Source organism: Marinobacter gelidimuriae, from assembly GCF_000372805.1.
In the GTDB taxonomy this organism is placed as follows: domain Bacteria; phylum Pseudomonadota; class Gammaproteobacteria; order Pseudomonadales; family Oleiphilaceae; genus Marinobacter; species Marinobacter gelidimuriae.
On sequence record NZ_KB889871.1, the window covers coordinates 47678 to 69979 of the forward strand.

20 protein-coding genes and 2 pseudogenes are annotated in these 22302 nt (G+C 57.4%); 14 read left to right on the forward strand and 8 right to left on the reverse strand.

The genetic code is table 11. From position 1 onward, the window contains the following. Window positions 1–175: 175 nt before the first annotated feature. The gene (locus A3OI_RS0105230; RefSeq protein WP_018403264.1) at window positions 176–1519 is read right to left on the reverse strand and encodes an MATE family efflux transporter; all 1344 of its coding nucleotides are present in this window, start codon (window positions 1517–1519) and stop codon (window positions 176–178) included. 162 nt (window positions 1520–1681) lie between these two features. Between A3OI_RS0105230 and coxB the strand changes: the two genes are divergently transcribed. The 3 genes from coxB to A3OI_RS0105245 all read left to right on the forward strand — a co-directional run bounded on the left by coxB (window position 1682) and on the right by A3OI_RS0105245 (window position 5378). After that, a complete protein-coding gene (gene coxB, locus A3OI_RS0105235; protein ID WP_018403265.1) occupies window positions 1682–2812 on the forward strand; it encodes a cytochrome c oxidase subunit II in 1131 nt (376 codons plus the stop codon). Window positions 2813–2880: 68 nt separating this feature from the next. Further along, on the forward strand, window positions 2881–4488 hold the full coding sequence (ctaD, locus tag A3OI_RS0105240; protein WP_026224014.1) for a cytochrome c oxidase subunit I: 1608 nt from the start codon (window positions 2881–2883) through the stop codon (window positions 4486–4488). A 2-nt stretch (window positions 4489–4490) separates the two neighbouring features. Next, window positions 4491–5378, forward strand: a complete 888-nt coding sequence (locus A3OI_RS0105245) for a cytochrome c oxidase subunit 3 (RefSeq protein ID WP_018403267.1) — start codon at window positions 4491–4493, stop codon at window positions 5376–5378. A 30-nt stretch (window positions 5379–5408) separates the two neighbouring features. Here A3OI_RS0105245 and A3OI_RS0105250 read toward each other — a convergent pair whose 3' ends face one another. Continuing rightward, window positions 5409–5612: a twin transmembrane helix small protein gene (locus tag A3OI_RS0105250; RefSeq protein ID WP_007349324.1), complete on the reverse strand. Its 204-nt coding sequence runs from the start codon at window positions 5610–5612 to the stop codon at window positions 5409–5411. 44 nt (window positions 5613–5656) lie between these two features. Here A3OI_RS0105250 and A3OI_RS0105255 point away from each other — a divergent pair, with 44 nt between their 5' ends. The 9 genes and pseudogenes from A3OI_RS0105255 to A3OI_RS0105295 all read left to right on the forward strand — a co-directional run bounded on the left by A3OI_RS0105255 (window position 5657) and on the right by A3OI_RS0105295 (window position 15749). Further along, the gene (locus A3OI_RS0105255) at window positions 5657–6370 is read left to right on the forward strand and encodes an SURF1 family protein (protein ID WP_228702897.1); all 714 of its coding nucleotides are present in this window, start codon (window positions 5657–5659) and stop codon (window positions 6368–6370) included. 44 nt (window positions 6371–6414) lie between these two features. Then, window positions 6415–7065 (forward strand): hypothetical protein, encoded by a 651-nt coding sequence (locus A3OI_RS0105260; protein WP_007349322.1) that lies wholly within the window; start codon window positions 6415–6417, stop codon window positions 7063–7065. Window positions 7066–7076: 11 nt separating this feature from the next. Further along, window positions 7077–8213, forward strand: coding sequence for a COX15/CtaA family protein (locus A3OI_RS0105265; RefSeq protein ID WP_018403269.1), 1137 nt, complete (start codon window positions 7077–7079; stop codon window positions 8211–8213). Beyond that, window positions 8210–9190, forward strand: coding sequence for a heme o synthase (gene cyoE / locus A3OI_RS0105270; RefSeq protein WP_018403270.1), 981 nt, complete (start codon window positions 8210–8212; stop codon window positions 9188–9190). Before A3OI_RS0105265 ends, cyoE begins: the two co-directional genes overlap by 4 nt. A 20-nt stretch (window positions 9191–9210) precedes the next feature. Then, window positions 9211–9879: an SCO family protein gene (locus A3OI_RS0105275; protein ID WP_018403271.1), complete on the forward strand. Its 669-nt coding sequence runs from the start codon at window positions 9211–9213 to the stop codon at window positions 9877–9879. A gap of 43 nt (window positions 9880–9922) precedes the next feature. Beyond that, window positions 9923–10975, forward strand: a pseudogene (locus tag A3OI_RS0105280) (YbfB/YjiJ family MFS transporter). Window positions 10976–11211: 236 nt separating this feature from the next. Next, the gene (gene hrpB, locus A3OI_RS0105285) at window positions 11212–13704 is read left to right on the forward strand and encodes an ATP-dependent helicase HrpB (protein ID WP_018403272.1); all 2493 of its coding nucleotides are present in this window, start codon (window positions 11212–11214) and stop codon (window positions 13702–13704) included. 176 nt (window positions 13705–13880) lie between these two features. Then, window positions 13881–14360 carry an ATP-grasp domain-containing protein gene (locus A3OI_RS0105290; protein WP_018403273.1) on the forward strand — a complete coding sequence of 160 codons (480 nt, stop codon included), beginning with the start codon at window positions 13881–13883 and terminating at the stop codon, window positions 14358–14360. A 213-nt stretch (window positions 14361–14573) separates the two neighbouring features. After that, the gene (locus A3OI_RS0105295; RefSeq protein ID WP_018403274.1) at window positions 14574–15749 is read left to right on the forward strand and encodes a type III PLP-dependent enzyme; all 1176 of its coding nucleotides are present in this window, start codon (window positions 14574–14576) and stop codon (window positions 15747–15749) included. 83 nt (window positions 15750–15832) lie between these two features. Here A3OI_RS0105295 and A3OI_RS0105300 read toward each other — a convergent pair whose 3' ends face one another. From A3OI_RS0105300 to A3OI_RS0105315, 4 genes are all read right to left on the reverse strand, one after another. Continuing rightward, window positions 15833–17041, reverse strand: coding sequence for an MFS transporter (locus A3OI_RS0105300; protein WP_018403275.1), 1209 nt, complete (start codon window positions 17039–17041; stop codon window positions 15833–15835). Continuing rightward, window positions 17031–17426, reverse strand: a complete 396-nt coding sequence (locus tag A3OI_RS0105305) for an ectoine synthase (protein ID WP_018403276.1) — start codon at window positions 17424–17426, stop codon at window positions 17031–17033. Before A3OI_RS0105305 ends, A3OI_RS0105300 begins: the two co-directional genes overlap by 11 nt. A gap of 85 nt (window positions 17427–17511) precedes the next feature. Next, the gene (locus A3OI_RS0105310; RefSeq protein WP_018403277.1) at window positions 17512–18951 is read right to left on the reverse strand and encodes a GTPase/DUF3482 domain-containing protein; all 1440 of its coding nucleotides are present in this window, start codon (window positions 18949–18951) and stop codon (window positions 17512–17514) included. Continuing rightward, window positions 18948–20399: a DUF2868 domain-containing protein gene (locus A3OI_RS0105315; RefSeq protein WP_018403278.1), complete on the reverse strand. Its 1452-nt coding sequence runs from the start codon at window positions 20397–20399 to the stop codon at window positions 18948–18950. The genes A3OI_RS0105310 and A3OI_RS0105315 overlap by 4 nt, the downstream gene beginning before the upstream one ends. 87 nt (window positions 20400–20486) lie before the next feature. Between A3OI_RS0105315 and A3OI_RS0105320 the strand changes: the two genes are divergently transcribed. Beyond that, window positions 20487–20846 carry a DUF6164 family protein gene (locus tag A3OI_RS0105320; RefSeq protein ID WP_018403279.1) on the forward strand — a complete coding sequence of 120 codons (360 nt, stop codon included), beginning with the start codon at window positions 20487–20489 and terminating at the stop codon, window positions 20844–20846. Window positions 20847–20870: 24 nt separating this feature from the next. Here the strand turns inward: A3OI_RS0105320 and A3OI_RS0105325 are convergent, their stop codons facing one another. Then, window positions 20871–21587 carry an alpha/beta hydrolase gene (locus A3OI_RS0105325; RefSeq protein ID WP_018403280.1) on the reverse strand — a complete coding sequence of 239 codons (717 nt, stop codon included), beginning with the start codon at window positions 21585–21587 and terminating at the stop codon, window positions 20871–20873. A 207-nt stretch (window positions 21588–21794) separates the two neighbouring features. On the opposite strand from A3OI_RS0105325, the pseudogene A3OI_RS0105330 reads away from it, so the two are divergent. Then, window positions 21795–21956 (forward strand): annotated as a pseudogene (locus tag A3OI_RS0105330) (AAA family ATPase); the annotation flags it as partial. A 73-nt stretch (window positions 21957–22029) separates the two neighbouring features. Here the strand turns inward: A3OI_RS0105330 and A3OI_RS0105335 are convergent. Next, window positions 22030–22302: IS5 family transposase (locus A3OI_RS0105335; RefSeq protein ID WP_018403282.1), on the reverse strand; the 273-nt coding region annotated here is incomplete at its 5' end.

A 22302-nucleotide genomic window follows, 5' to 3' on the forward strand; every position in this document is an offset into this window, starting at 1 on the left:
TCGATACGTAAAAGGATCGCAAGGCGCCTCCCGTTCAGGTCACGGGTATATGGGTTGTGCAGGCAAATGGCCTGGTCAGGCGCAGGGTGAAGCCTGTGATGTTAATAAAGTGTAGACGACTATTTCAGCCTTGCCGGCCAGGGCGTCAACAATTTAATCTGGCTGCGGGCAGCTGTTATGGGCCTTCATTACTACGAAACCAGCGCCCCTGACGATTAAAATGCAGGTATACCAATCCCATACTCAAGGCTCGCGCCAGCATCAGACTGATCATCGCAAACCACAACCCGTGATTTCCCCAGCCGGTGGTCAGCCACCACACCGGCAAATACACGCCCAGGGCGGCAAACAGCATGGTGTTCTGCATGGCTCGGGTTTGGGTGGCACCAATGAAAACGCCGTCAAACAGAAACCCCCACACCGCGGTGAAAGGCAGCAGCCACACCCAGGGCAGATACTGCCAGGCGTTAATTTGCACGGATTCGATGCTGGTTAATAACCCGATCAGCATCTGGCCACCCAGCACAAAAAGCGCTGTCAGGAGTAAGGCACCCCAAACCGACCAGCGCAGGGCGGTGTCGAATACCCGCTTGAACTGGCGCCGGTTGCCACGGCCGACGGCCTCGCCGATCAGAGCTTCAGCGGCGTTTGCAAAGCCATCCAGAGCGTTGGAAATAACCAGCAGAAAAGTAAACAGTACCGCGTTGGCGGCCAGAATAGCGTCGCCCTGGCGCGCGCCTTGAGCGGTAAAAAAGGCAAACGCCAACAGCAAGGCGATGGTGCGCACCATAATAAAACGGTTTACCTGAAGTATGCGCAGGTAGTCTGCAAGGGTGCCGATCAGCGCGCGGGTCATGCGCTGGCCTTCGGGCATGCGCCGTAACACGATTGCCAAACCAATCAGCGCCGCACCGTATTCCGCGATCACCGTGGCCATGGCCACACCGCGGCTGTTCCAGCCGAACCCGGTCACAAACAGCACGTCTAGCACCAGATTCACGCCGTTGGCCATCACCAGCATGATCATTGGGCCGCGGGAATACTGGGTGCCAATCAGCCAGCCCACCAAGGTGTACTGGCACAGCACCGCCGGCGCGCTCCAGATGCGTATGGCGGCGTATTCGGAGGCCAGTTCCAGCACGCCGGCGCTGGGGTTCATCAGCGCCAGGCCTGTGTGTATCAATGGCTGTTGAAAAGCAATCAGCAACAGACCGATGGCCACCGCCAGCAACAGCGAGCGCAACAGCAGTGCCACCTGCTCGTGCTCGTCACGTTTACCCCAGGCCTGAGCCGCCAAACCGGTGGTGCCCATGCGCATAAAGCCGAAGGTCCAGTACAGAATGCTGAACAGGTTGGCGCCTACAGCCACGGCGCCAAGATATTGCGGATCTGGCAGGTGCCCCAGCACGGCGGTGTCTACCAGACCAAGCATCGGCACGGTAAGATTGGTGAGCATCAACGGCCACGCCAACGCCCATAATCGGCGATCCAGGCGGGTTAAACGGTGCAAGGGCTTCATAAACGGCTATCCAGAATAGTCACGGCGGTAAAACGCTGGTATCATAACATTGTTGAATTTCAGCTGTTTGCTAGCTTTTTCGTTATACGTGTCTATACTGGTATTTGAGATATTCGAAAGCAGTCTTTTACCCGGCAATCATAATCCATGTGGAGACGCAATATGCGTGTGTGCGCAAAACGGGCTTTTGCCCTATGCGGCTTGGCTCTGTTCCCGGTGATGTCCATGGCGGACTGGACCATGAACATGAGCCCTGGTGTTACCCAGACCAGCAACGACATTTACGGCTTGCACATGACCATTTTGTGGATCTGTGTTGTTATCGGTGTTGTAGTGTTCGGCGTCATGTTCTGGTCGATCTTCGCCCATCGTAAGTCTCGCGGTCACAAACCCGCGAACTTCCACGAGAACACCACGGTGGAAGTGCTTTGGACCATCATTCCTTTGGTTATTCTTGTGGCTATGGCGATTCCGGCCACCACTACGCTGATTGATATGTATGACACCACCGAAGCCGATGTGGACATCAAGATCACCGGTTATCAGTGGAAATGGAAATACGATTACCTGGACGACGAGTTCGGTTATTTCTCCAGTTTGAGCACCCCCCGCGACCAGATTAATAACCGCCAGACCAAAGGTGACAATTACCTACTGGAAGTTGACAACCCGTTGGTAGTGCCGGTGGGCCAAAAGGTGCGGTTACTGATGACTGCAAACGATGTCATCCACTCCTGGTGGGTGCCTGAATTTGGTCTGAAAAAAGACGCGATTCCCGGATTTATTAACGAAGCCTGGATCCGGGTGGATACGCCGGGCACTTATCGCGGCCAGTGCACCGAGCTGTGCGGCAAAGGCCATGGCTTTATGCCCATTGTGGTGGAAGCAGTGCCGCAGGCCGAATACCAGACCTGGATTGGTGAGCAGCGCGCTGCGGCCGAGAAAGAAAAAGAATTGACCCAGAAAGAATGGACCATGCCCGAACTGATGGAGCGCGGTGAGAAAAGTTATCAAAGCACTTGTGCCGCCTGCCACCAGGCCGATGGTAGCGGCTTGCCGCCGTCGTTTCCGGCGCTGCGTGGCAGTGCTATCGCCGTCGGCGACATAGCTGGCCATATCGATATTGTGGTCAACGGCAAGCGCGGTACCGCCATGCAAGCCTTTGGCAAGCAGCTCAACGAAGTCGATATTGCGGCGATCATCACCTACGAGCGTAACGCCTGGGGTAATAACGTGGGCGATATGGTTACGCCCAAGGACATTTTTGATTACAAAAACCAGCAACAACAGTGACCCGTTGGCGGCGCCAAGCTGCCAACCCAGGCCCCTACAAGAATGAAACGGCGGTTACGGGAGATATTATGAGTACGGTTGCAGACGCTCACACCTCAGAGCATTCTTTAGGGCAGAACCACGATCATCACGGCCCAGCCAAGGGTTGGACTCGTTGGCTGTTCACGACCAACCACAAAGATATCGGGACCATGTACCTGATATTCAGTTTTGGTATGTTTCTGTTGGGCGGCACCATGGCCATGGTCATCCGCGCTGAACTGTTCCAGCCAGGACTACAAATCGTACAGCCGGAATTTTTCAACCAGATAACCACCATGCACGGCCTTATTATGGTGTTTGGTGCGGTGATGCCGGCCTTTGTGGGCCTGGCTAACTGGATGTTACCGCTGATGATCGGTGCACCGGACATGGCGCTGCCGCGGATGAACAACTGGAGCTTTTGGTTGCTGCCCTGCTCCTTCCTGATTCTGGTATCCACTTTGTTTATGGACGGCGGCGGCCCCAACTTCGGCTGGACCTTCTACGCGCCTCTGTCGACCACTTACGGCCCTCCAAGCACCACTTACTTTATCTTTGCCCTGCACATTGCCGGTGCGTCGTCGATTATGGGCGCCATCAACGTGATTTCCACCATTCTGAACATGCGTGCGCCGGGCATGACCCTGATGAAAATGCCTCTGTTTGTATGGACCTGGCTGATTACCGCGTTTCTTTTGCTGGCGGTTATGCCGGTGCTGGCAGGCGTGTTGACCATGATGCTGATGGACATCAACTTCGGTACCAGCTTCTTTGATGCCTCCGGTGGCGGCGATCCGGTGCTGTTCCAGCATATATTCTGGTTCTTCGGGCACCCCGAGGTGTACATTATGATTTTGCCGGCGTTCGGCGCTATTTCTCACATAGTTCCGGCGTTTTCCCGTAAACCGCTGTTTGGCCATGCCTCTATGGTGTACGCGACGTGCGCCATTGCGCTGCTGTCGTTCCTGGTATGGGCCCACCATATGTTTACGGTGGGTATTCCCGTCGCCGGCCAGCTATTCTTTATGTATGCCACTTTGCTGATTGCGGTACCCACCGGGGTTAAGGTGTTTAACTGGGTGGCGACCATGTTCCGTGGTTCGATGACCTTCGAGGCCCCGATGCTGTTCGCCATCGCGTTCATCATTTTGTTCACTGTGGGTGGGTTTTCCGGGCTGATGCTGGCCATTGCTCCGGCCGATTTCCAATACCACGACACCTACTTTGTGGTGGCGCATTTCCACTACGTGCTGGTGCCCGGTGCAATCTTTGGCATCTTTGCTTCTGCGTACTTCTGGCTGCCCAAGTGGACCGGCTACATGTATGACGAAACCCTGGCCAAGACCCATTTCTGGTTGTCGTTCGTGGGTATGAACCTGGCGTTTTTCCCCATGCACTTTTTGGGGCTGGCGGGTATGCCGCGGCGAATTCCGGATTACGCCCTGCAATTTGCCGATTTCAACATGGTGTCAAGCATAGGCGCATTCCTGTTCGGGGCTACCCAGCTTCTGTTCCTGTTTATTGTCGTGAAATGTGCCCGCGGCGGCGGTGAGCCAGCGGCGGCCAATCCCTGGGACGGCGCGGAGGGCCTGGAATGGACGGTGCCTTCACCTGCGCCCTACCACACCTTCTCCACACCACCGGAGGTGCGTTAATCATGTCGGAATACCAGAAGTATTACGTACCGGATCAAAGCAAATGGCCGATTATTGCTACGTTTGGGCTGGGTACGACGCTGTTCGGCGCAGCCACTATTATGGTCGACGGCGGTCAGGGTGGCAGTACCAGCAGTGGCTGGATGATCTTTACTGTGGGCTTGTTATTGATGGCTTATATGATTTTCGGCTGGTTTGGCAGCGTGGTGCGTGAAAGTCGTGCTGGCCTTCACAGCCCACAAATGGACCGGTCTTTTCGCTGGGGCATGAGCTGGTTTATTTTTTCTGAAATCATGTTTTTTGCGGCGTTTTTTGGCGCACTGTTTTACGCCCGTGTGTTTGCCGTTCCCTGGTTGGGGGGTGAGGGCGATCGCGGTAGCTCGAATATGTTGTGGGAAGGGTTTCAGGCGACCTGGCCGCTGATTAACACGCCTGACCCCAGTTTGTACCCAGCGCCCAAGGGCATCATAGGGCCCTGGGGCTTGCCGTTGATAAACACCATTTTATTGGTGAGTTCGTCATTCACCATTACCGTTGCCCATCATGCGTTAAAGGCCGGTAGCCGTAAAAAACTGAAGCTGTGGCTGGGCGCCACTATTGTTCTGGCGCTGGCATTTGTGGGTTTTCAGGCCGAAGAATACATGCACGCCTATCAGGAGCTGAACCTGACCCTACAGTCCGGGATTTATGGCAGCACCTTCTTTATGTTGACTGGGTTCCACGGTGCTCACGTGATTTTGGGCACCATCATGCTGACTGTGATGCTAATTCGCATTAGCAAAGGTCATTTTAGCGCTGACAATCACTTCGGGTTCGAGGCGGCGGCCTGGTACTGGCACTTTGTCGACGTAGTTTGGCTGATGCTGTTTGTGTTTGTGTACGTGATCTGACATCGCTCATCTGCTTTGTCAGAGCTGAAGTTAGGGTGTAGGATTCAGCGTTAAGCCGCCTTGCCAGAGTGACAACAGAATGACCAACAGCAACAGCACGCTCAGGGCAACGCGCAGCGCGAGGGAATTGATAACGCGATTGGTTTTTCCACCGTCGCGTATCAGAAAAAACAGGCCGCTGAACAGGCTGACGATCACCGCCAGTAGCAGGGCAACAATGAGTATTTTTAACATGTACAGGTCCGTTTGGTTAGTCGGTCTGTTCAGTATAGCAAAGCATGGGTAATTCGCAGGGCTCACGACGTTACTGGCACTGGGATTGGCGTCTTATGCTGTTTAGCGGGCTATTTTTACCGCTGTTGCTGGGTTTGGGGGTATGGCAATTGCAGCGTGCCGAGTTCAAACAGCAACAGCAGGGCCAGTGGCAACAGCAGACGTCCGAACTGGCTTGGCCGCAGCTGGTAGAGCAGGGCCTGGATGCGGGTCGACCTGTGAAGCTTGACGGATCATACGGCGACACCACCTGGCTGCTGGACAATCGCACCCGCGATGGCATGGCTGGATACGAGGTGTTAACGGTGTTCTATCCACTTCAGGGGCCGGCGCTGGTGGTTAATCGCGGCTGGGTAATTGCACCGCGTACCCGTCAGCAGTTACCGGAAACCTCGGCAACACAAGAACGGGTAGAGATTTCCGGACGCCTGGCAGACTTTCCCCAACCACCGTTGCTGGCGGCCGTTCAGGCAGGCAGTGGTTGGCCAAGGCGAGTGCAAAGCTTGCCTCCGGAGGTGGCGCAAGACGTGGTGCCAGAATTGCCCGGGTTGATTTTGCGCCTGGCTGACCAGAACCAGCCGGGCGCATTGCGGGCCGACTGGGCGCCAGACCGAATGGCCGCCGCAACCCATTACGGTTACGCCACCCAGTGGTTTGCGTTGGCGCTAATGCTGACTATATTGACGGTGGTGGCTAGTTACCGTAAAGCCGCAGATTAGCCACACATCAACCCCAACAGCCGTGACCCGTTCAGGAGCCAATAATGACAACAACGGTGGCCCAGCAGAATTCCCAGACAGCTTCGCCCAAGCCCATGAGCCCGCAGCAGATACGCAAAGGGCGGCGCATGGCTCTGCTGCTCATGGCGGTGGTTTTTGGCCCGATTATTCTGGCCAGTGCGATGTTCTATGGCGGCTGGCTCAATCCGACTGAGCACACCAACAACGGTGCTCTGGTGACGCCCCTTGTTCCGCTCAGCAATTTGCAGTTGCAAACCGCGCAGGGCACGCCGCTGGCAGCCCGTTTCGGCCCCACGCAAACCAGCGCCACGTGGTTGCTGCTGGTGGTGGCGGACAACTGCACAGAGGTTTGCCAACAACTGCTGTACACCACACGCCAAACCAGCATTGCGCTCGGCAAATACGCCACACGGGTCAGCCGTGGTGCGGCCCTGACAAGCCTGCCACCGGCTCTGGCCCAGCGCTGGCCGGCAGACTTTGAGCGTATGGAGCGTTTTACGCCGTTGCCGGCACAAACTCCCGTATGGCCGCCGGGCGTGGAGCCATCCCAGGCGCCACAACTGCTGCTGGTAGACCCCTTAGGCAACATTATGATGCGCTACCCGGCAAGTGTGCCGGGGGGTGATGTGTTGGATGACCTGAAACATCTGCTGAAAATTTCGCGAATCGGCTAAGGCGGGTGATGATGACAAAAAATTACGCCGACAATGCCGAATCCATAACGGTACCTCGTCTGATGTTGCGCTTGGCCGTGCTGGCCGTTGGGCTGGCCGTGGTGGTGATCATGCTCGGCGCCTGGACCCGGCTGGTACACGCCGGCCTGGGCTGTCCCGATTGGCCCGGTTGCTACGGTTTTCTGACGGTGCCGCAAAGCGAAACCAGCATTGCCATCGCCAATGTGCGCTTTCCGGAAACTCCGGTGGATGTTGCCAAAGGATGGCCCGAAATGATTCACCGCTATGCAGCCGGCATGCTGGGCCTTCTGGTGTTCGGACTGGCGGCTTACGCCGTACGCCAGCGCAAACTGAATGTCCCGGTAAAGCTGCCCCTGTTTATAGCCGGTTTTATTGTGCTACAAGGCGCGTTTGGCATGTGGACCGTTACCCTGAAATTGTGGCCCCAGGTGGTGGCTTTGCATTTGCTAGGAGGCTTTACCACCCTGAGTTTGCTAGCGTTGCTGGTGTTAAGGCTACGCAGCCGTGTTCGGGGCGGGTCGGCGCAAACAGCCGTGTTGAAGTCTGCCCGTTCGGGCTCGGGGCTTCGCCCCTGGCTTTATGGCGGGTTGCTGCTGGTGATTATGCAGATTGCCTTGGGTGCCTGGACAGCCGCCAACTACGCCGCCGTGGCCTGTACTGATTTACCCACCTGCGGAGGCCAGTGGTGGCCGCAGGGAATGGATTTTACCCACGGCTTTGACATAACCCAGCACGTTGGGCCCAATTATTTGGGAGGCCAGCTTAACGCTGAGGGACGGGTGGCTATTCATGTCAGCCATCGCCTGGGCGCCGCTGCTGTGCTGGTTTATTTCAGCGTGCTACTGGCGCTGCTGTGGGCCCGGCGCCGGCGCAATGGCCTAAGCCAGTCAGTGGCTGTGGTAGCGGTTGTTCTGCTGGCACAGATTGCGCTGGGCCTGGCTAATGTGATTCTCTACATTCCGCTGGCGGTCGCCGTGGCCCATAACGCCACCGGGGCGCTGTTGTTGCTGAGCGTGATTCAGCTGATCTGGCATCAACGTCAGTTGTCCCAGGGCTTGCCGGCACAGCTGTCGGGCGCTAAAAACAATTCGATGAATTCAGGAAAGCATCAGGAGATAACGGCATGAGTGAGCAAGCGAACGTCTTGCCGGTACCGGCCAACGCTATTGGCAATTCTTTAGGCAATTCTTTAGGCAACTCTGTCGACAATTCTGTCGGCCATTCGGCCGGTAACCGTACCGCTGCGCACTGGCGCGACTATCTGGAGCTGACCAAGCCCAAAATCGTCGCGATGATGATTCTCACGTCGGTCATTGGCATGCTGCTGGCGGTTTCCGGTCTGCCGTCTTTGCAGGTTCTGGTGTTTGGCAATGCTGGCATTGCGTTACTGGCTGGCGCGGCCGCGGTGATTAACCACGTGGTGGACCAGAAAGTGGACGTTGTTATGGCGCGTACTCACAAGCGTCCGGTAGCCACAGGGCGGATTTCTGCTGCTGAAGGACTGTTATTCGCAGGCGTATTGGCGCTGAGCGGTATGGCGATATTGATGTTGTTGGTGAACAGCCTGACGGCCTGGCTGACACTGGCGTCGCTGGTGGGTTATGCCGGCGTGTATACGCTGTTTCTGAAACGGGCCACGCCGCAGAATATTGTGATTGGCGGGCTACCCGGCGCCATGCCGCCGCTGCTGGGTTGGACCGCGGTAACCGGGCAGGTAGACGGCCACGCGCTGCTGCTGGTGCTGATTATTTTTGCCTGGACGCCACCACATTTCTGGGCATTAGCGATTCATCGTAAGGCAGAGTACGCCAAGGCCCGCATCCCCATGCTGCCGGTGACCCACGGTAATTACTACACGGAACTGCACATCCTGCTGTACACTCTTATTCTACTTGCGGTTAGCCTGCTACCGTTTGTGACTGGAATGTCCGGCATGATTTATCTGGTCGGCGCCCTTGTGCTTGGCTCGCGCTTTTTGCAGTATGCGATACGCTTGCTGCGCGATGACGATCGGCGCGTAGCGCTGGACAGCTTCAAATATTCCATCACCTATCTGATGGCACTGTTTGTCGTGTTACTGGTTGATCACTATACCTTTATCTGACGCTTAAATATGGAGCCCCGATGACCCGCCAGATTCGCACAACGTTAATCCTGCTGGTACTGGCGGTGGTGGCTGTATTCGGCCTTTCGATAGCGCGGTATCGGCTGGCGGAGCCAGCACCGGTCGAACAGCCACCGGACTTGGCCAGCGCCAATATCTATGTGTACGAGCAGCCGCGGCCGGTGATTGAATTTAAACTCACCGATGAAAACGGCCAGACCGTTACCCGTGAAAATCTCCGCGGTCATTGGACCTTTGCTTTTGTAGGCTACACCAACTGCCCGGACATCTGTCCGGTAGCCATGGCGGCCCTGCGCCAGACCAACAAGTTGCTGCCTGCTGCCTTGCCCCAGCCCCGTTACCTGCTGATCAGCGCCGACCCAGAACACGACACGCCTGAAGTTCTAAAAAATTATACGAGCTTCTTTGGTGAAAATTTCCACGGTTACAGTGGTGATATAGACATAACCCGCGCCCTGGCGACCAGTTTGGGAGCGGTGTTTGTGCAGCGTGAAACGGAGGGTGGTTTACTGGTGGACCACAGCGGCCATTTTGCACTGATCGGCCCCTCGGCCGAAGTGGTGGCGCTGATACAGCCTCCCCATAAACCGCAGCAACTAGTCGATGGCTTCGAGCAGATTTACCGCTGGGCAGATCGCCGGCGTCAGACAAACAGCTCCGCTTATTAATTCAGTTCTGCTTCAACGTTTTTTATAATCACAAGTAGCTCACATGACTCAAAAACCGGCCTCTTCCGCGCTTCACTCGTCGCCGGCCACTCCCCGCGAACTTTTTACCGCACTGGCCGCCGGTGCGGTGCTTCTTCTTGTGGTGCACGCCCTTGGGCGTTTTATGTACACCCCACTTTTGCCTTATTTGGTGAATGACGGCCTGTTTTCCGCCGCAGATGGTGCGGCCGTGGCCACCTGGAATTATATGGGCTATCTGATGGGTGCCGTGCTGGCCATCCGCTGGCATCGCATTGTTCATATTCGCCGTATTTTGCCGCTAGCCGTGGCGGTGCACATTGCCACCACTGTGCTGGTGGCGGTTGAAACCGATCTGACGGCTATTTCCACGACCCGCTGGCTTAACGGCGTGGCCAATGGCGTGGTGTTTGTGCAGGCACCAGCGCTTATTCTGGAGTGGCTGGTGTTGCGTAACCGCGCCAGCCTGAGCGGGCTGGTGTATTTCGGAGTGGGTTTTGGCCTGCTGCTGTCCGCAGGTGTGGTCAGCGGCACGGCGGACTGGCTGGAAGGCCCGGAACGCTGGTGGCCGGCGGCTGTTATCTCTGTTCCGCTGGCGGCTTGGGGTACCTGGAAGCTGATGCAGTTAGATGTGCCGATGCATCCCCCGGTGGCTATTAACAATTGCGGTGAAGCTCTCAGCACCGTGGATATGGAATCGCCTGGGTGCGATATTCTGGCGCTGAAGATTAACTTCGCCATTCAGTTAGCGGGTGTTCTCGCTGCGGTGGTGATTCCGGGTGCACTGGGGCTGATTCTATGTGCCATCCTGGTGGGCGTTACTTTCCTGGGCACGGTATTGCTGACCCAGCGCATTGGACGGGCATTGCATCCGCACCAGGGGCCACGCTTGTCTGCGGCGATGGTGGCCTTGTATGGCTTTACCCAAATGGTCGGCCCCTGGTTAACCAAACAGTGGCTGGATGCCGGTGGAACTCTAGCGTCAGCGTTCGGTATAGGGGTAGGGGCGCTGTTGTTCGGATGGGTGTTTTTGCTCTTCGTACCACGGCCGGATGTTTGGCATTCTCGTTCTGTTTAGCCCTTGGTTTTTAGCCGATATCGCTTTACCGACTTAACCCACGCATCGCCGTGCTAAGCTTCCGGCTTATCTCCGACTTATCTCCGGGTTTCGCAGGGTGTGGGGGTGAATTTGAATTTTTGGCCGGACAAAGGTGTCTGAGCGCAGCGAGTTCTTTTCCGGCCAAAAATTCAAATTTGCTCCCGCGCCAACTCCCAGCCCAGCAGACTAAACTCAAACCAAAAAGCCGAAGCAACGTGCTCCCGATAGAACACATCCTCCCCCAACTCAAACAAACCCTGGAAACCAACACCACTGCCTTGCTGCAGGCGCCGCCGGGCGCTGGCAAAACCACCCGTGTGCCGCTGGCGTTGCTGGATGCACCCTGGCGTCAGGGGCGGCGGATTTTAATGTTGGAGCCGCGGCGACTGGCGGCTCGTTCGGCGGCGCGGTATATGGCCGGGCAGATGGGCGAGCAAGCGGGGCAGACGGTGGGTTACCGTACGCGCCTGGATACCCGGGTGTCGGCGGCTACCGTGATTGAAGTGGTGACCGAGGGCATTCTTACCCGTTTGATTCAGAGCGACCCGCTGCTGGAAGACTACGCCGCGGTGCTGTTTGATGAGTTTCATCAGCGTTCGTTGCAGGCAGATCTGGGACTGGCTCTGGTGCGGGAATCGCAGCAGGTGCTGCGGGAGGATTTGCGGGTGTTAGTGATGTCAGCCACGCTGGATACCGCCCCCATTGCCCGTTTTCTGGGCGATGTACCGGTTCTAAGCAGCGAGGGCCGGGCGTTTCCGGTGGAGGTTTTGTATCGGCCTGCCGCGTCTGCGCAGCGTCAGCCGCGGGTGGTGGATCAGGTCACGGCGGTGGTGCTTGAGGCCTTGGCTCAGCAGCCGGGTTCGGTGCTGGTGTTTTTGCCTGGCGCCGGTGAAATCCGGAGGGTGGCGCAAGCACTGGCGGGGCAGGTGGCGTCGGATGTGGGGATTGCGCCATTGTTTGGCAATTTGCAGGCAGCGGAGCAGGATCGTGCGATTGCTCCGGCCGCTGAGGACACCCGCAAGGTGGTGCTGGCAACGGCGATTGCCGAAACCAGTTTGACCATTGAAGGCGTGCGGGTGGTGGTTGATAGCGGCCAGCAGCGGCGGGCGGTGTTTGACCCCGGAAGTGGCATGACGCGGCTGGTGACGGGCCGGGTATCAAAAGCGTCGGCAGAGCAGCGTAAAGGGCGCGCCGGGCGAACCCAGCCCGGGGTGTGCTATCGCCTGTGGAGTGAGTCTGAGCAGTATGGTCTGGCAGATTTTACCCCGCCGGAGATTCGCGAAGCGGATCTGGCGCCGCTGGTTCTGGAGCTGGCCCAGTGGGGCGCGCGGTCGCCCGATCAGCTGCAGTGGGTTGAGCCGCCGCCGGCGGCGCATTGGCAGCAGGCGGTGGAGTTGCTGCAATTGCTGGATATGCTGGGCGAAGACTGCGCCATTACTAGCCACGGTAAGGCGGCGCGGGCACTGGGCGTTCATCCGCGGTTGGCGCACATGGTATTGCTGGGCCGTTCATTGGGGCTAGGTTCCTTGGCGTCAGAATTAGCGGCACTGCTGGAAGACCGGGATCTGCTGGGCCCGGGTGCTGGCGCCGACATGCACGAGCGCGTGCGGGTACTGCGTGGTGAGCGTGGCCACGCACGGGTAGACCCGGCGCGAATTCAGGCAGTGCGAAAGCAGGCCAGGCGCCTGGAACCAGCAACGTCATCGGCCAATCATGCTTCTTCGCCGGCGCCCACTGCGACAGAGGTGGGGCGTTTGCTGGCGCTGGCTTATCCGGACCGTATAGCCCGCCGCCGGCCCGGTGATGCCCCCCGTTACCAGCTTAGTAATGGAAAGGGTGCGCTGCTGCGCGACGACGATGCCCTGGCTCGTTACGACTGGCTGGTGGCGGCGGATCTGGACGGTAAGGCCCGCGAAGCGCAAATTTACCTGGCGGCGCCGGTGGATTTGGCGACTTTGGAAAGTGTCCTTGCGGCGCACATTCAGCAACGTGACGAAGCCGAATGGGATGATCGGCGCGGCACCGTGGTTGCGCGCCAGGTGCGCCGCTTGGGTGCCTTGCTGCTGGCCGAAAAACCGCTGGCGAAACCGTCTGCAGAACTGATGCAGCAGGGCTTGCTGGCCGCGGTGCGGCGCAAAGGGCTGGATAGCCTGCAGTGGACCGCCGGCGCCAGGCAGTGGCAGGCGCGGGTCGGGCTGCTGGCACGGCATTTCCCCGAAGACTGGCCGGATGTCAGTGACCAAGCGTTGATGAGTTCGCTGGAAAGCTGGCTGGGGCCCTACCTGATGGGCCTGAGCCGTTGGGCCGAACTGCAAAAGCTGAGTGTGCAAGGCGCCCTGAACGGCTTGCTGGATTACGCCCGGCAGCAACGCCTGAACGAGCTGGCGCCAACGGCGCTGACGATTCCAACCGGTAGTTTGGTGACGCTTGATTACACCGCGGAAAACGGCCCGGTGTTGGCGGCCAAGCTGCAGGCGCTGTTTGGCTGGACGCGAACGCCCACCGTCGCCGGTGGTCAGGTGCCGGTGTTAATACACCTATTGTCGCCTGCCCAGCGGCCGCTGGCGGTCACGGCGGATCTGGCCAGCTTCTGGGCCAACGTGTATCCACAGGTGCGCAAAGACACTCGTGGGCGCTACCCCAAACATCCGTGGCCGGAAGATCCGCTGACCGCCGTGGCTCAGCAGGGCGTGAAGCGTAAAGCCTAGCGCTCGATCGCATTTTGTCATTGTGCAAGTTGGCTTGAGCTCTCAGGCCGTTTATTTTGGGGTTTTCGACTGATATTCCCAATATGGGATGAACGTCAAATTATCTATATCGATAGTGCTTGCCAGCGGACAAAAAACGCCTAAAATTCTCGCACTTAATCCTGTGTGAAACCCTCATGCACTGTGCCTCATTTGATATTTTCCGCACTCTTGGTTTTCCCGATACCACCGTACTCAAGCCGGATCAGTTTTTGCGTCACAAGGAATTGCTGCGCGATGCTGACTGGGTGCTTTTCCCGGAGTATTGGCAGCTAAACACTCTGGTACATGGTTTGAAATGCCGGGTGTTTCCCAGTATTGCCAGCTATCGCATTGGTCACGACAAAGTGGAAATGACCCGGGTGTTTCAGGCTATCGCGCCTGAGCACACGCCCTGGACGTTGATTACCGCCAATGGCCCCCAGGAACGCGAACAGATATGGCAGGATATGGCCCTGCCCTTTGTACTGGAATTCAACCGCCTGTTTGGCAATCAGGGTTTGGGCCAGGGCACGGATTTGCAAGACGCGATATTGGCGTACCTGCACCAGTGCAACGAACCCCGTAACCCGGAAGAGCCGATGATGCCTGATCCGGTATGGCCAGTGGCGGTTTAAATCTTACTGGGGTCCTGCTGGCCGGCGCTTGCAGCGGCTGGTATTTTGACTATCTTGCAAAACAATGCGATTTGCACCAGGCCTGTTTTATGTGTAGATATGCTGATATGCGGACTTGAAAAAAAGCCCGATGATCGCGCTAATCAACGGGCTCTGCCGCTAAGGCGCAGAGCCTTTTTTCTACTGAATACCCTGTGGAGGGACACACCACCCATGACCGAGTTATCCAACGCCCGTATTACCGACTACTACACCGAAAGCACGTTCAATCGTATTCGGCAGTTCGCCGAAGGCAAAGAAACGCCATTTGTGGTGATTGATACCGCCACTATCGATTATCACTATAACGAACTGGTTGAGGGTTTCCCTTACGCACAGGTGTACTACGCGGTGAAAGCCAATCCGGCCCCGCAGGTTTTGACTCTGCTGCGCGACAAGGGTGCCAACTTTGACATCGCTTCGGTGTACGAGCTGGAAAAGGTAATGGCGTTGGGTGTGACCGGCGACCGTATCAGCTTTGGCAACACCATCAAAAAAGCCAAAGATGTACGTACATTTTACGAGAAAGGCGTGCGCATGTTTGCCACCGATTCGGAAGCGGATCTGCGCAATATTGCCAAGGCTGCGCCGGGCTCAAAAATCTACGTGCGGATTCTGACGGAAGGCACGCAAACCGCCGATTGGCCGCTATCGCGCAAGTTTGGTTGTCAGCAGGACATGGCCATGGACCTGCTGATTCTGGCCCGTGACTTAGGCCTGGTGCCTTACGGTGTGTCGTTCCACGTAGGTTCGCAGCAGCGTGAAATTGGCGCCTGGGATTCCGCGCTGGCCAAAGTGAAGGTGATTTTCGAGCGCATGAAAGAAGAAGACGGCATCGAACTGAAAATGATTAATATGGGTGGTGGTTTCCCGGCCAATTACATTACCCGCACTAATGAGTTGAAGGTGTACGCCGAGGAAATTAATCGTTTCCTGCACGAAGACTTTGGCGACGAGCTGCCGGAAATCATTATTGAGCCGGGTCGCTCGCTGATTTCCAACGCCGGTGTGTTGGTGAGCGAGGTGGTGCTGATTTCCCGTAAATCCAGCACTGCCATGCACCGCTGGGTGTATACCGACGTGGGCAAGTTTTCCGGACTGATTGAAACTCTGGACGAAGCTATCAAGTTTCCGGTCTGGACTGAAAAGGTCGGCGAAGGTGAAGATTGCGTGATTGCCGGGCCAACCTGCGACAGTGCCGACATCATGTATGAAGACCACAAGTACCCGCTGCCGCTGAGTCTGGCGATTGGTGACCGCATGTACTGGTTCTCGACTGGCGCTTACACCACCACCTACAGCGCGGTGGAATTCAACGGCTTCCCGCCGCTGAAAGATTACTACATTTAACGACGGTTGATTCAGCCGAGCCAGACAGTGGCTCGGCTGGCAATGTCGCAGTATAAAAAACGGGGCCAGACAGGCCCCGTTTTTTATGAGCTGCGTTCCAGCTTCAGGTTGAACGCGATGGGCAATACCAGTACGCCGTAGGCGATCATCACCCAGAAAGCGTGGCGGATGTCGCCACTGGCGTCTGACACCAGGCCGCCGATCATCGGCACGACGAAGGCCACGGTATAACCCACCAGAAAGTTACCCGCCGACAGGCGCCCAGTTTCGGCCGAGGACACCAACAGTGGCGGCACGGCCACCATCAAGATCAGCAGAAGTCCGGCGGTGAAACTCATAAACGTGGCGCTGAGAATGCCGAGCCAGTCGGGCATCAGCACAGCGCCGATGGCTCCTAGCAGGCTCAGAATCAACATCAGTATCAGCGGGCTTTTTCGCCCTACCCAAAAACGCGCCATTTTTAGCATCAGAATAGACGCTACCACTTGCGCAAAGTTGTACCAGAACAGGGCATCGGTAAGCTGATCCAGTTCACCGCGCTGCTCCAGCAGGTTGCTCATATACGCGTTGAAACCGAAAAACAACGAGCTGGATACGCCCAGCAGCAGGCCAATCCGCAGCGTCAGCGGGTTACTCCAATCTGGCAGCCAGGCCACTTTCCGGGTGGGCCGAGCCAGATCGCGCTTGGGCAGAAACAGCGCTGCGGCCACCAGCAGAGCGGGCAGCGACCAGGCAATCAAGGTGGCGCGCCAGCTTTCGCCCACCAGCGGCATGACCACCGGCAGGGTTATTCCGGCGCCGATGAATTCACCCATTAACATGCCGTTCATGTAAATGGCCGCGCCCATGGCCATATGGTGGGGTGCCAGCCAACGCGGCAGCAGCGCCGGTAGAGCCGGTTGCATCATGGCAATTCCCAGGCCCATAACGGCGCCTGCAACCATCAGCAACGTGGTGTCCGGGGCCAGACCGCGGGCGGCAGAGCCGATGGTCATGATCAGTATGGCCAGCGCCAGGGTATTGCGCGGGCCGATGCGGGAAATCGCCAGGGAGCCAGGCATGGCGCCAATGGCCAGCATCAGAATGGGTAAGGTGGTCAGTGCGCCGGTCAGGGTTTGCGACAGCGCGAGTTCGTCGGCAATGTACGGTGCTAAAGGTGGCGCCACCAGAATGGGTATGCGCAGGTAAGCACCGGCCAGCCAAAGTAAAACCGCCACCGGGAGCAGTGTAGCTGCCGGTGGCGGTAGGGTGCTGCTGTGTTCAACAGCAGCGGGTGTTGAGTTAGTCTTCACTGGTATCCGGCAGGTAGGCACCGTCTTCGTCGTGTACTTCTTGTCCGGTGACGGGCGGGTTGAAGGAGCAGATCAGGCGCATGTCTTCGGTTCCGCCGAACAGGATGTGCTTGTCGTGCTTGTCTAAAGCGTAAAGTGTGCCATCAGTAATTTTGTGGTTTTCACCGGTGGCAACGTCGGTGATGGAACCATTGCCAGCTACGCAGTAAACCGCTTCCAGGTGATGCTTGTACCAGAATGTGTGTTCGGAGCCGGCTTTGATGATGGTTTCATGGAATGAAAAGCCCATACCGTCTTTTTTCAGCAGCAAACGGCGGCTGGTCCATTGCTGGGCGCTGACTTCGCGTTCGGTGCCGATAATGTCCTTAACTCGTACGATTTTCATTAGTATTCCTCACGTTAGAGTAGCGCGACCGGGTAAAAATCGGAGCACGCTGTTATGGAATAGCTCTACAGTATAAACACCCCTGTCATGTGCTTTTCAACTGCCATTCGTTATAAGCCTTCATGGCATGGGTAATCGACCGCACCAGTTTGTGCTGATCGCTAGGGTCTGCGACCTTACCTTTTCGGGTTTTTTCCAGAGCCCGATGCAAGATGTTGCGATCCTGTTTTGACAAGCCTTCCAACCAGTGGCTGTCGGTGGTGCCAAGCGCGAGCGGCGCCCGCCCAGCGTGGTTTCGGTGGCTTACATGCCACCAGTGATTCAGCGCCCTGCTCAACACGACATAGCCAAACTGGGTGTCTGGCACCGGGCCGAAGCTGGCGGTTTTTACACCGTTGCGCAGGGGGCCTATCTTCAATGTAGGCAACGGCAGGCGGTCGCCGTAAAAATAACTGCCAGCGGCGCCGATTATGCCGCCGATCAGGGCGCCGGTGCCAAATGATGCACCTAACGTTAATGCATCAATACCAACACCCCCGACGGCACCAGCGCCAAAGCCGGCCCCCACCAGGTAGCCTTTGTTCACGCCCCAGAGCTGGCGGCTGTCTTCGGAAAACAGATCGTGTTCACTTTGCCATTCCAGCTCGGCTTCCTGGCGCTGCAGCTGGCCGTGTTGATAAAGCTGCTGGATATCGCCCCGCAGTTGCTGTTCACGCTGGCGCTGATGCTGATACCAGTTCTTGCGAAGCTCGGAGGCAAAGGCGTCTTTGTTCTGGCTGGAGGCACTGGCAGCCAGATCTTCCGCCAAGCTGCGGCTGTGGCGGTAACCCATCATCTGCTGCAGGGTTTGCGCAATCAGCGTAGCGGCGTGTTGCCTGCGTTGCTGGCGCTGCCGGTCCAGAAATCCGGTCGCGGTTTCCAGGGGTTTTTCCCAGGCCGGTTCGAGCTGGCCGAAAGCTCTTAAAAGGCTTAGATGTTGCTCGAACGGTGCGCGAACTGCATCGAACTTGCGTACAACCTGAAAGAATTGCCCCAGCGCAGCCTGCCAGGTGTCGCCGTAGTCTTCGTCACCAATGCTGTTGATTAGCGCCAGGCTGGGGCGCCCGGTCCAGCGTAATATGGTCATCTCTGCTTCGTGCTGAGGGCTGTATGGCACCGAACCGTCCACCACGTAAATAATGCCGGCACCCTCGATTAATGGCGCCAATAGTTCGCATTCGTCGCTGAACTGCGAATTACCGTGATGCTGGGTAACAAACGCGGCTACCGTGGCAGCTCGGTCTGATGCTGAAACGCTGTGAGCTTCCAGCCACTCCAGTACCCGTCGCGGGCGCTGAAAGCCTGGCGTGTCCACCAGGGTGTAAAGCACTTGGCCGTCTACCTGTAACGGGTAGGCGTGGCTACGGCGAGTGGTGCCAGGTTCTAGCGCAATAGCGATGGCGTCGTTTTGGGACAGTGTCGCCACGATCGAAGATTTGCCTTTGTTCGGGTGGCCCACCACGGCAAATACCGGAGCCTGATTCATGAATGCGACAGTCCTGTGCTAATGGTGATATCTCCGACGGTAACAAAACCTGGCGGGCAGCGTTCTGCAAAACGTAACCAGGGTTGCAGTTGGCGGTCTGTAGCGGTGTTGGATGGCTCCCGGGTTTCGGCCGCTAATGGCATCAAACAAACCCGGCTGCCGGCAGGCCAGCTCTGGCGCGCGCTGGTCAAAAAGTCCAGCAGCTCTCCCGTGGGCGGCTCCCAGCTGCTCACCAGCATAAGGGCGGTGACTGCATCGCTGTTGACAGCCAGCTGGACAATTGCCTGCTGATCTTGGCTGAGGCTGGCCAGGCCGCCAACATTGAGTGCCGGGCCCGGGCAGATAGCGGCCAGAACCGAGGGCAGTGTTTGTTTATCAGTGACAGTTCCCGCGCCGGCCCAGCTCAGCAGATGCGCTTTTTCCGGAAGCGGCTGCAACAGGGTATTGTGCCGCGTGTCGGGCAGGTCGTTTGCGTCATTATGTCCGGCGCCGGTATCCAGCACCGGTGTTGCCATGCGTTCGCGCAGGGCGTTCAGCCCCGGGTGGCGCAGCAACAATGTGCGCGCACGCAAGTGCACGAGTGCGCTTGCGTGCAGGCGCAGCAGCAGGCGTGGCAACACAACCCACACCAACCACAGCATGCTGATAAACGGCCACCACTGGCCCCAGCGTGCCGGTGTGAGCAAGGTGTTTGTGCCGGCGCGAAAAAACCGGGTGGCTTCCACCAGTGCCTGGTCTGGTACCGCGGACGGCCATAGCCATGCCCAGGGCGTGGCCAGGGCGCTGGTGAGTTGGTGATAACCGCTGGCGGCGGTATTCAGGGTGGTGCTCCAGCCGAACGCCAGGTCTTGAATCACCACCATCGCCAATAAGGTCAATAAAGCCGTTACCGCAAAACTGAGCCCACCGCCCTGGGCAGCCCGCGCCATAAGAGCGGGCTGTAGTGGCTGCAAGGCCGGGCCGGGAGCAGGCACAAAGCGATTCAGCAGTGGCCGCCAGGGTTGCCAGCCCATCACCGACTGCAGGCTGGTCAGCAGCGCCAGCAGCAGTTGCAGAGCCACAAAACCAATAATCACGGTAACGTTAATGCGCTGGCCACCGTCGTAAAACAACAGACCGGCCATGGTGATAATGCCCAGCACCGCGCCTAGCGCTATAAAGCCGCTGTTGATTCGCTGCCAGCGTTGCTCTGTGGATTGGCCGGCGCCTGCAAATTGCTCGCGGCTGTTGTCAAAACGCCCTAGCCAGGCCAGCCAGTGTGCCGGGTCACTTGGGCTGTTATGCTCTTCGCAGTTCAGCGCAAACTTGCGGTCGCGGCGATGAATAAAGTCTGATGCTTGCTGACCGTCCCGCTGAATCTGGGCGTCGAAATCCATTAACAGGCGAAGAGGCTGTTTGGTGATGGACGTCTTGGTCATTGACGGTTTTGCCGCTGACTGCTTTACCATGGAATAACCCGTTGGTGAATTCGGCGCTTCCTGCTTTGGTGCTAGGATATAGCCAAGGCCGCCACCGACCAACCCCAACGAGGTTCCATGCCCCACCATTTAATGAATTTACGCCACGTGCCCGACGACGAAGCAGGCGACATTCGTGACCTGTTCGAGCGTGAAAAAGTGCGCTATTACGAAACGCCGCCCAGTTTCTGGGGCATCAGTATGGGCGGTTTCTGGGTGCACGATGACGACGAAGCCGAGCGGGCGCGACAATTACTTGCAGGCTACCAGCGGCAGCGCCAAAGCCAGCAGCAGTTGGAGTGGCAGGAGCGTGTGGCGCGGGGTGAAGCCGGCTATGGCAGTATGCTGCGGCGCCACCCGCTGCGTATGCTGGCGGCCATTATCGCTTTAGGAGTCATTGTAGGCGTGAGCCTGCTGCCCTACCTGCGAATGGGTTAATACTTAATAAAAAAGCCAAACACGTCACTGGCTGGCGCCGGGGGTTATGTGAGTGATGGGCGAAGCAATGCGATAGATTTCAGGTATTTTTTGTTTGTTGGCGCCCAGAAACTGAAACAGCAGCTTGCCCGAATCAAAGCTGGTCAAATCCGCTGGTATGCCGCCGGCGACCACCGCTTGAAGCCTTGTGTTTGCGCCGCCGTAAGGCTGGTTAAGATCGCTATCACTGCTGGCAACCACAGCCAGTAGCGCAACCAGGTGCGCACCGGATGAAAACCCGAAACCGCTGACCCGCCGGGTATCCAGGCCATAGCGCGAACCGTTAGTGGCCAGCCACTGGCGTGCTACCTGCAGGTCATGCAACTGGGCGGGAAAGGTGTATCCGGGCGCAAACCGGCAGGCAATGTTGAACACCGCAAACCCGTGGCCGGCGAGCTCTTCAGCAATCCACACCATGTCCGCCGACGAACGGCTGTTCCAGCCACCCCCGTGCACCATCAGTACGACTGGGCTGGGGCCACTTTGTTGCGGCAAATACAAGTCGCCGGTCAGTGTCTGGGGCCAGTTTTCCGGGGTGTATACCAAGCCTTCTACCACGTCATATTCGGTGGTTTTGGGTTCTGGACCGGTCAGGTTTTTCGCGCCGTAGTAATGGCTGCAGCCTGGCAATGACGCCAGCGCTGTGAGCAGAACAATGGATGCGCCCAGTATTTTTCCGGAATAACCGGCGGCGTGGAACATGGCGTGAAAACTCCTTTTCGTAAAATATTCAGACTGGTACGAACCTTAGCCCGTGACACTCTTTAATACGTTGTTGCAGTGTAATAGGCCATTCTGCTGGCGCAGTCACAGTCGGTTTGCTCCCTGGGAAAGCCGGCCATATACTCCTGCAGTGCATTTGGCACCCGAGACATCACGCACCACACGAACCCCGGCGGTACCCGTTCAATGACACAGCCGTTTAAAGGAAAAAACAAAAGTGGTCTGACGCGGGAGCTGATAGAAGCCCTGTTTCCGATGTTTGAACAAGCCAGCGCCATTGCCGTAGACTTAAACTCCCGTGTTACCTGGATCAACAGCAGCTATTCTGAGCTACTGGGCCTGAGCGAGGCCGCCGCCCGCAAGGCGGCGGCTCAAAATGCCCGCACTACTCGCTACAGCCTTAGGGTCTGTTGACGTTTCATTACATCGGCAACCATAAAAACCCACAAGCCATGGCGACGACGCTCTCATAGTTGCGTTTCAATTTGTCATAGCGCGTCGCCAGCCCACGAAAATGTTTCAAGCGTGCAAACGCATTTTCCACCAAATGACGGTGGCGATATAATGACCCATCCATATCCGCATTACCTATGATCGAATTTGACTTTCTTGGAATCACAGCGGTGGCACCTTTGTTTTTAATCCGTTCGCGAATCTTTTCACTGTCATATCCTTTGTCCGCTACCACGGCTTT

Coding starts and splice junctions, on each gene's coding strand:
- A3OI_RS0105250 (WP_007349324.1), bottom strand. CDS start 5,612: ATGTTAAAAATACTCATTGTTGCCCTGCTACTGGCGGTGATCGTCAGC.
- A3OI_RS0105305 (WP_018403276.1), bottom strand. CDS start 17,426: ATGAAAATCGTACGAGTTAAGGACATTATCGGCACCGAACGCGAAGTC.
- A3OI_RS0105325 (WP_018403280.1), bottom strand. CDS start 21,587: ATGTTCCACGCCGCCGGTTATTCCGGAAAAATACTGGGCGCATCCATT.
- A3OI_RS0105315 (WP_018403278.1), bottom strand. CDS start 20,399: ATGGTAAAGCAGTCAGCGGCAAAACCGTCAATGACCAAGACGTCCATC.
- coxB (WP_018403265.1), top strand. CDS start 1,682: ATGCGTGTGTGCGCAAAACGGGCTTTTGCCCTATGCGGCTTGGCTCTG.
- A3OI_RS0105260 (WP_007349322.1), top strand. CDS start 6,415: ATGACAACAACGGTGGCCCAGCAGAATTCCCAGACAGCTTCGCCCAAG.
- A3OI_RS0105320 (WP_018403279.1), top strand. CDS start 20,487: ATGCCCCACCATTTAATGAATTTACGCCACGTGCCCGACGACGAAGCA.
- ctaD (WP_026224014.1), top strand. CDS start 2,881: ATGAGTACGGTTGCAGACGCTCACACCTCAGAGCATTCTTTAGGGCAG.
- A3OI_RS0105275 (WP_018403271.1), top strand. CDS start 9,211: ATGACCCGCCAGATTCGCACAACGTTAATCCTGCTGGTACTGGCGGTG.
- cyoE (WP_018403270.1), top strand. CDS start 8,210: ATGAGTGAGCAAGCGAACGTCTTGCCGGTACCGGCCAACGCTATTGGC.
- A3OI_RS0105255 (WP_228702897.1), top strand. CDS start 5,657: ATGGGTAATTCGCAGGGCTCACGACGTTACTGGCACTGGGATTGGCGT.
- A3OI_RS0105265 (WP_018403269.1), top strand. CDS start 7,077: ATGACAAAAAATTACGCCGACAATGCCGAATCCATAACGGTACCTCGT.
- A3OI_RS0105245 (WP_018403267.1), top strand. CDS start 4,491: ATGTCGGAATACCAGAAGTATTACGTACCGGATCAAAGCAAATGGCCG.
- A3OI_RS0105295 (WP_018403274.1), top strand. CDS start 14,574: ATGACCGAGTTATCCAACGCCCGTATTACCGACTACTACACCGAAAGC.
- A3OI_RS0105310 (WP_018403277.1), bottom strand. CDS start 18,951: ATGAATCAGGCTCCGGTATTTGCCGTGGTGGGCCACCCGAACAAAGGC.
- A3OI_RS0105230 (WP_018403264.1), bottom strand. CDS start 1,519: ATGAAGCCCTTGCACCGTTTAACCCGCCTGGATCGCCGATTATGGGCG.
- A3OI_RS0105290 (WP_018403273.1), top strand. CDS start 13,881: ATGCACTGTGCCTCATTTGATATTTTCCGCACTCTTGGTTTTCCCGAT.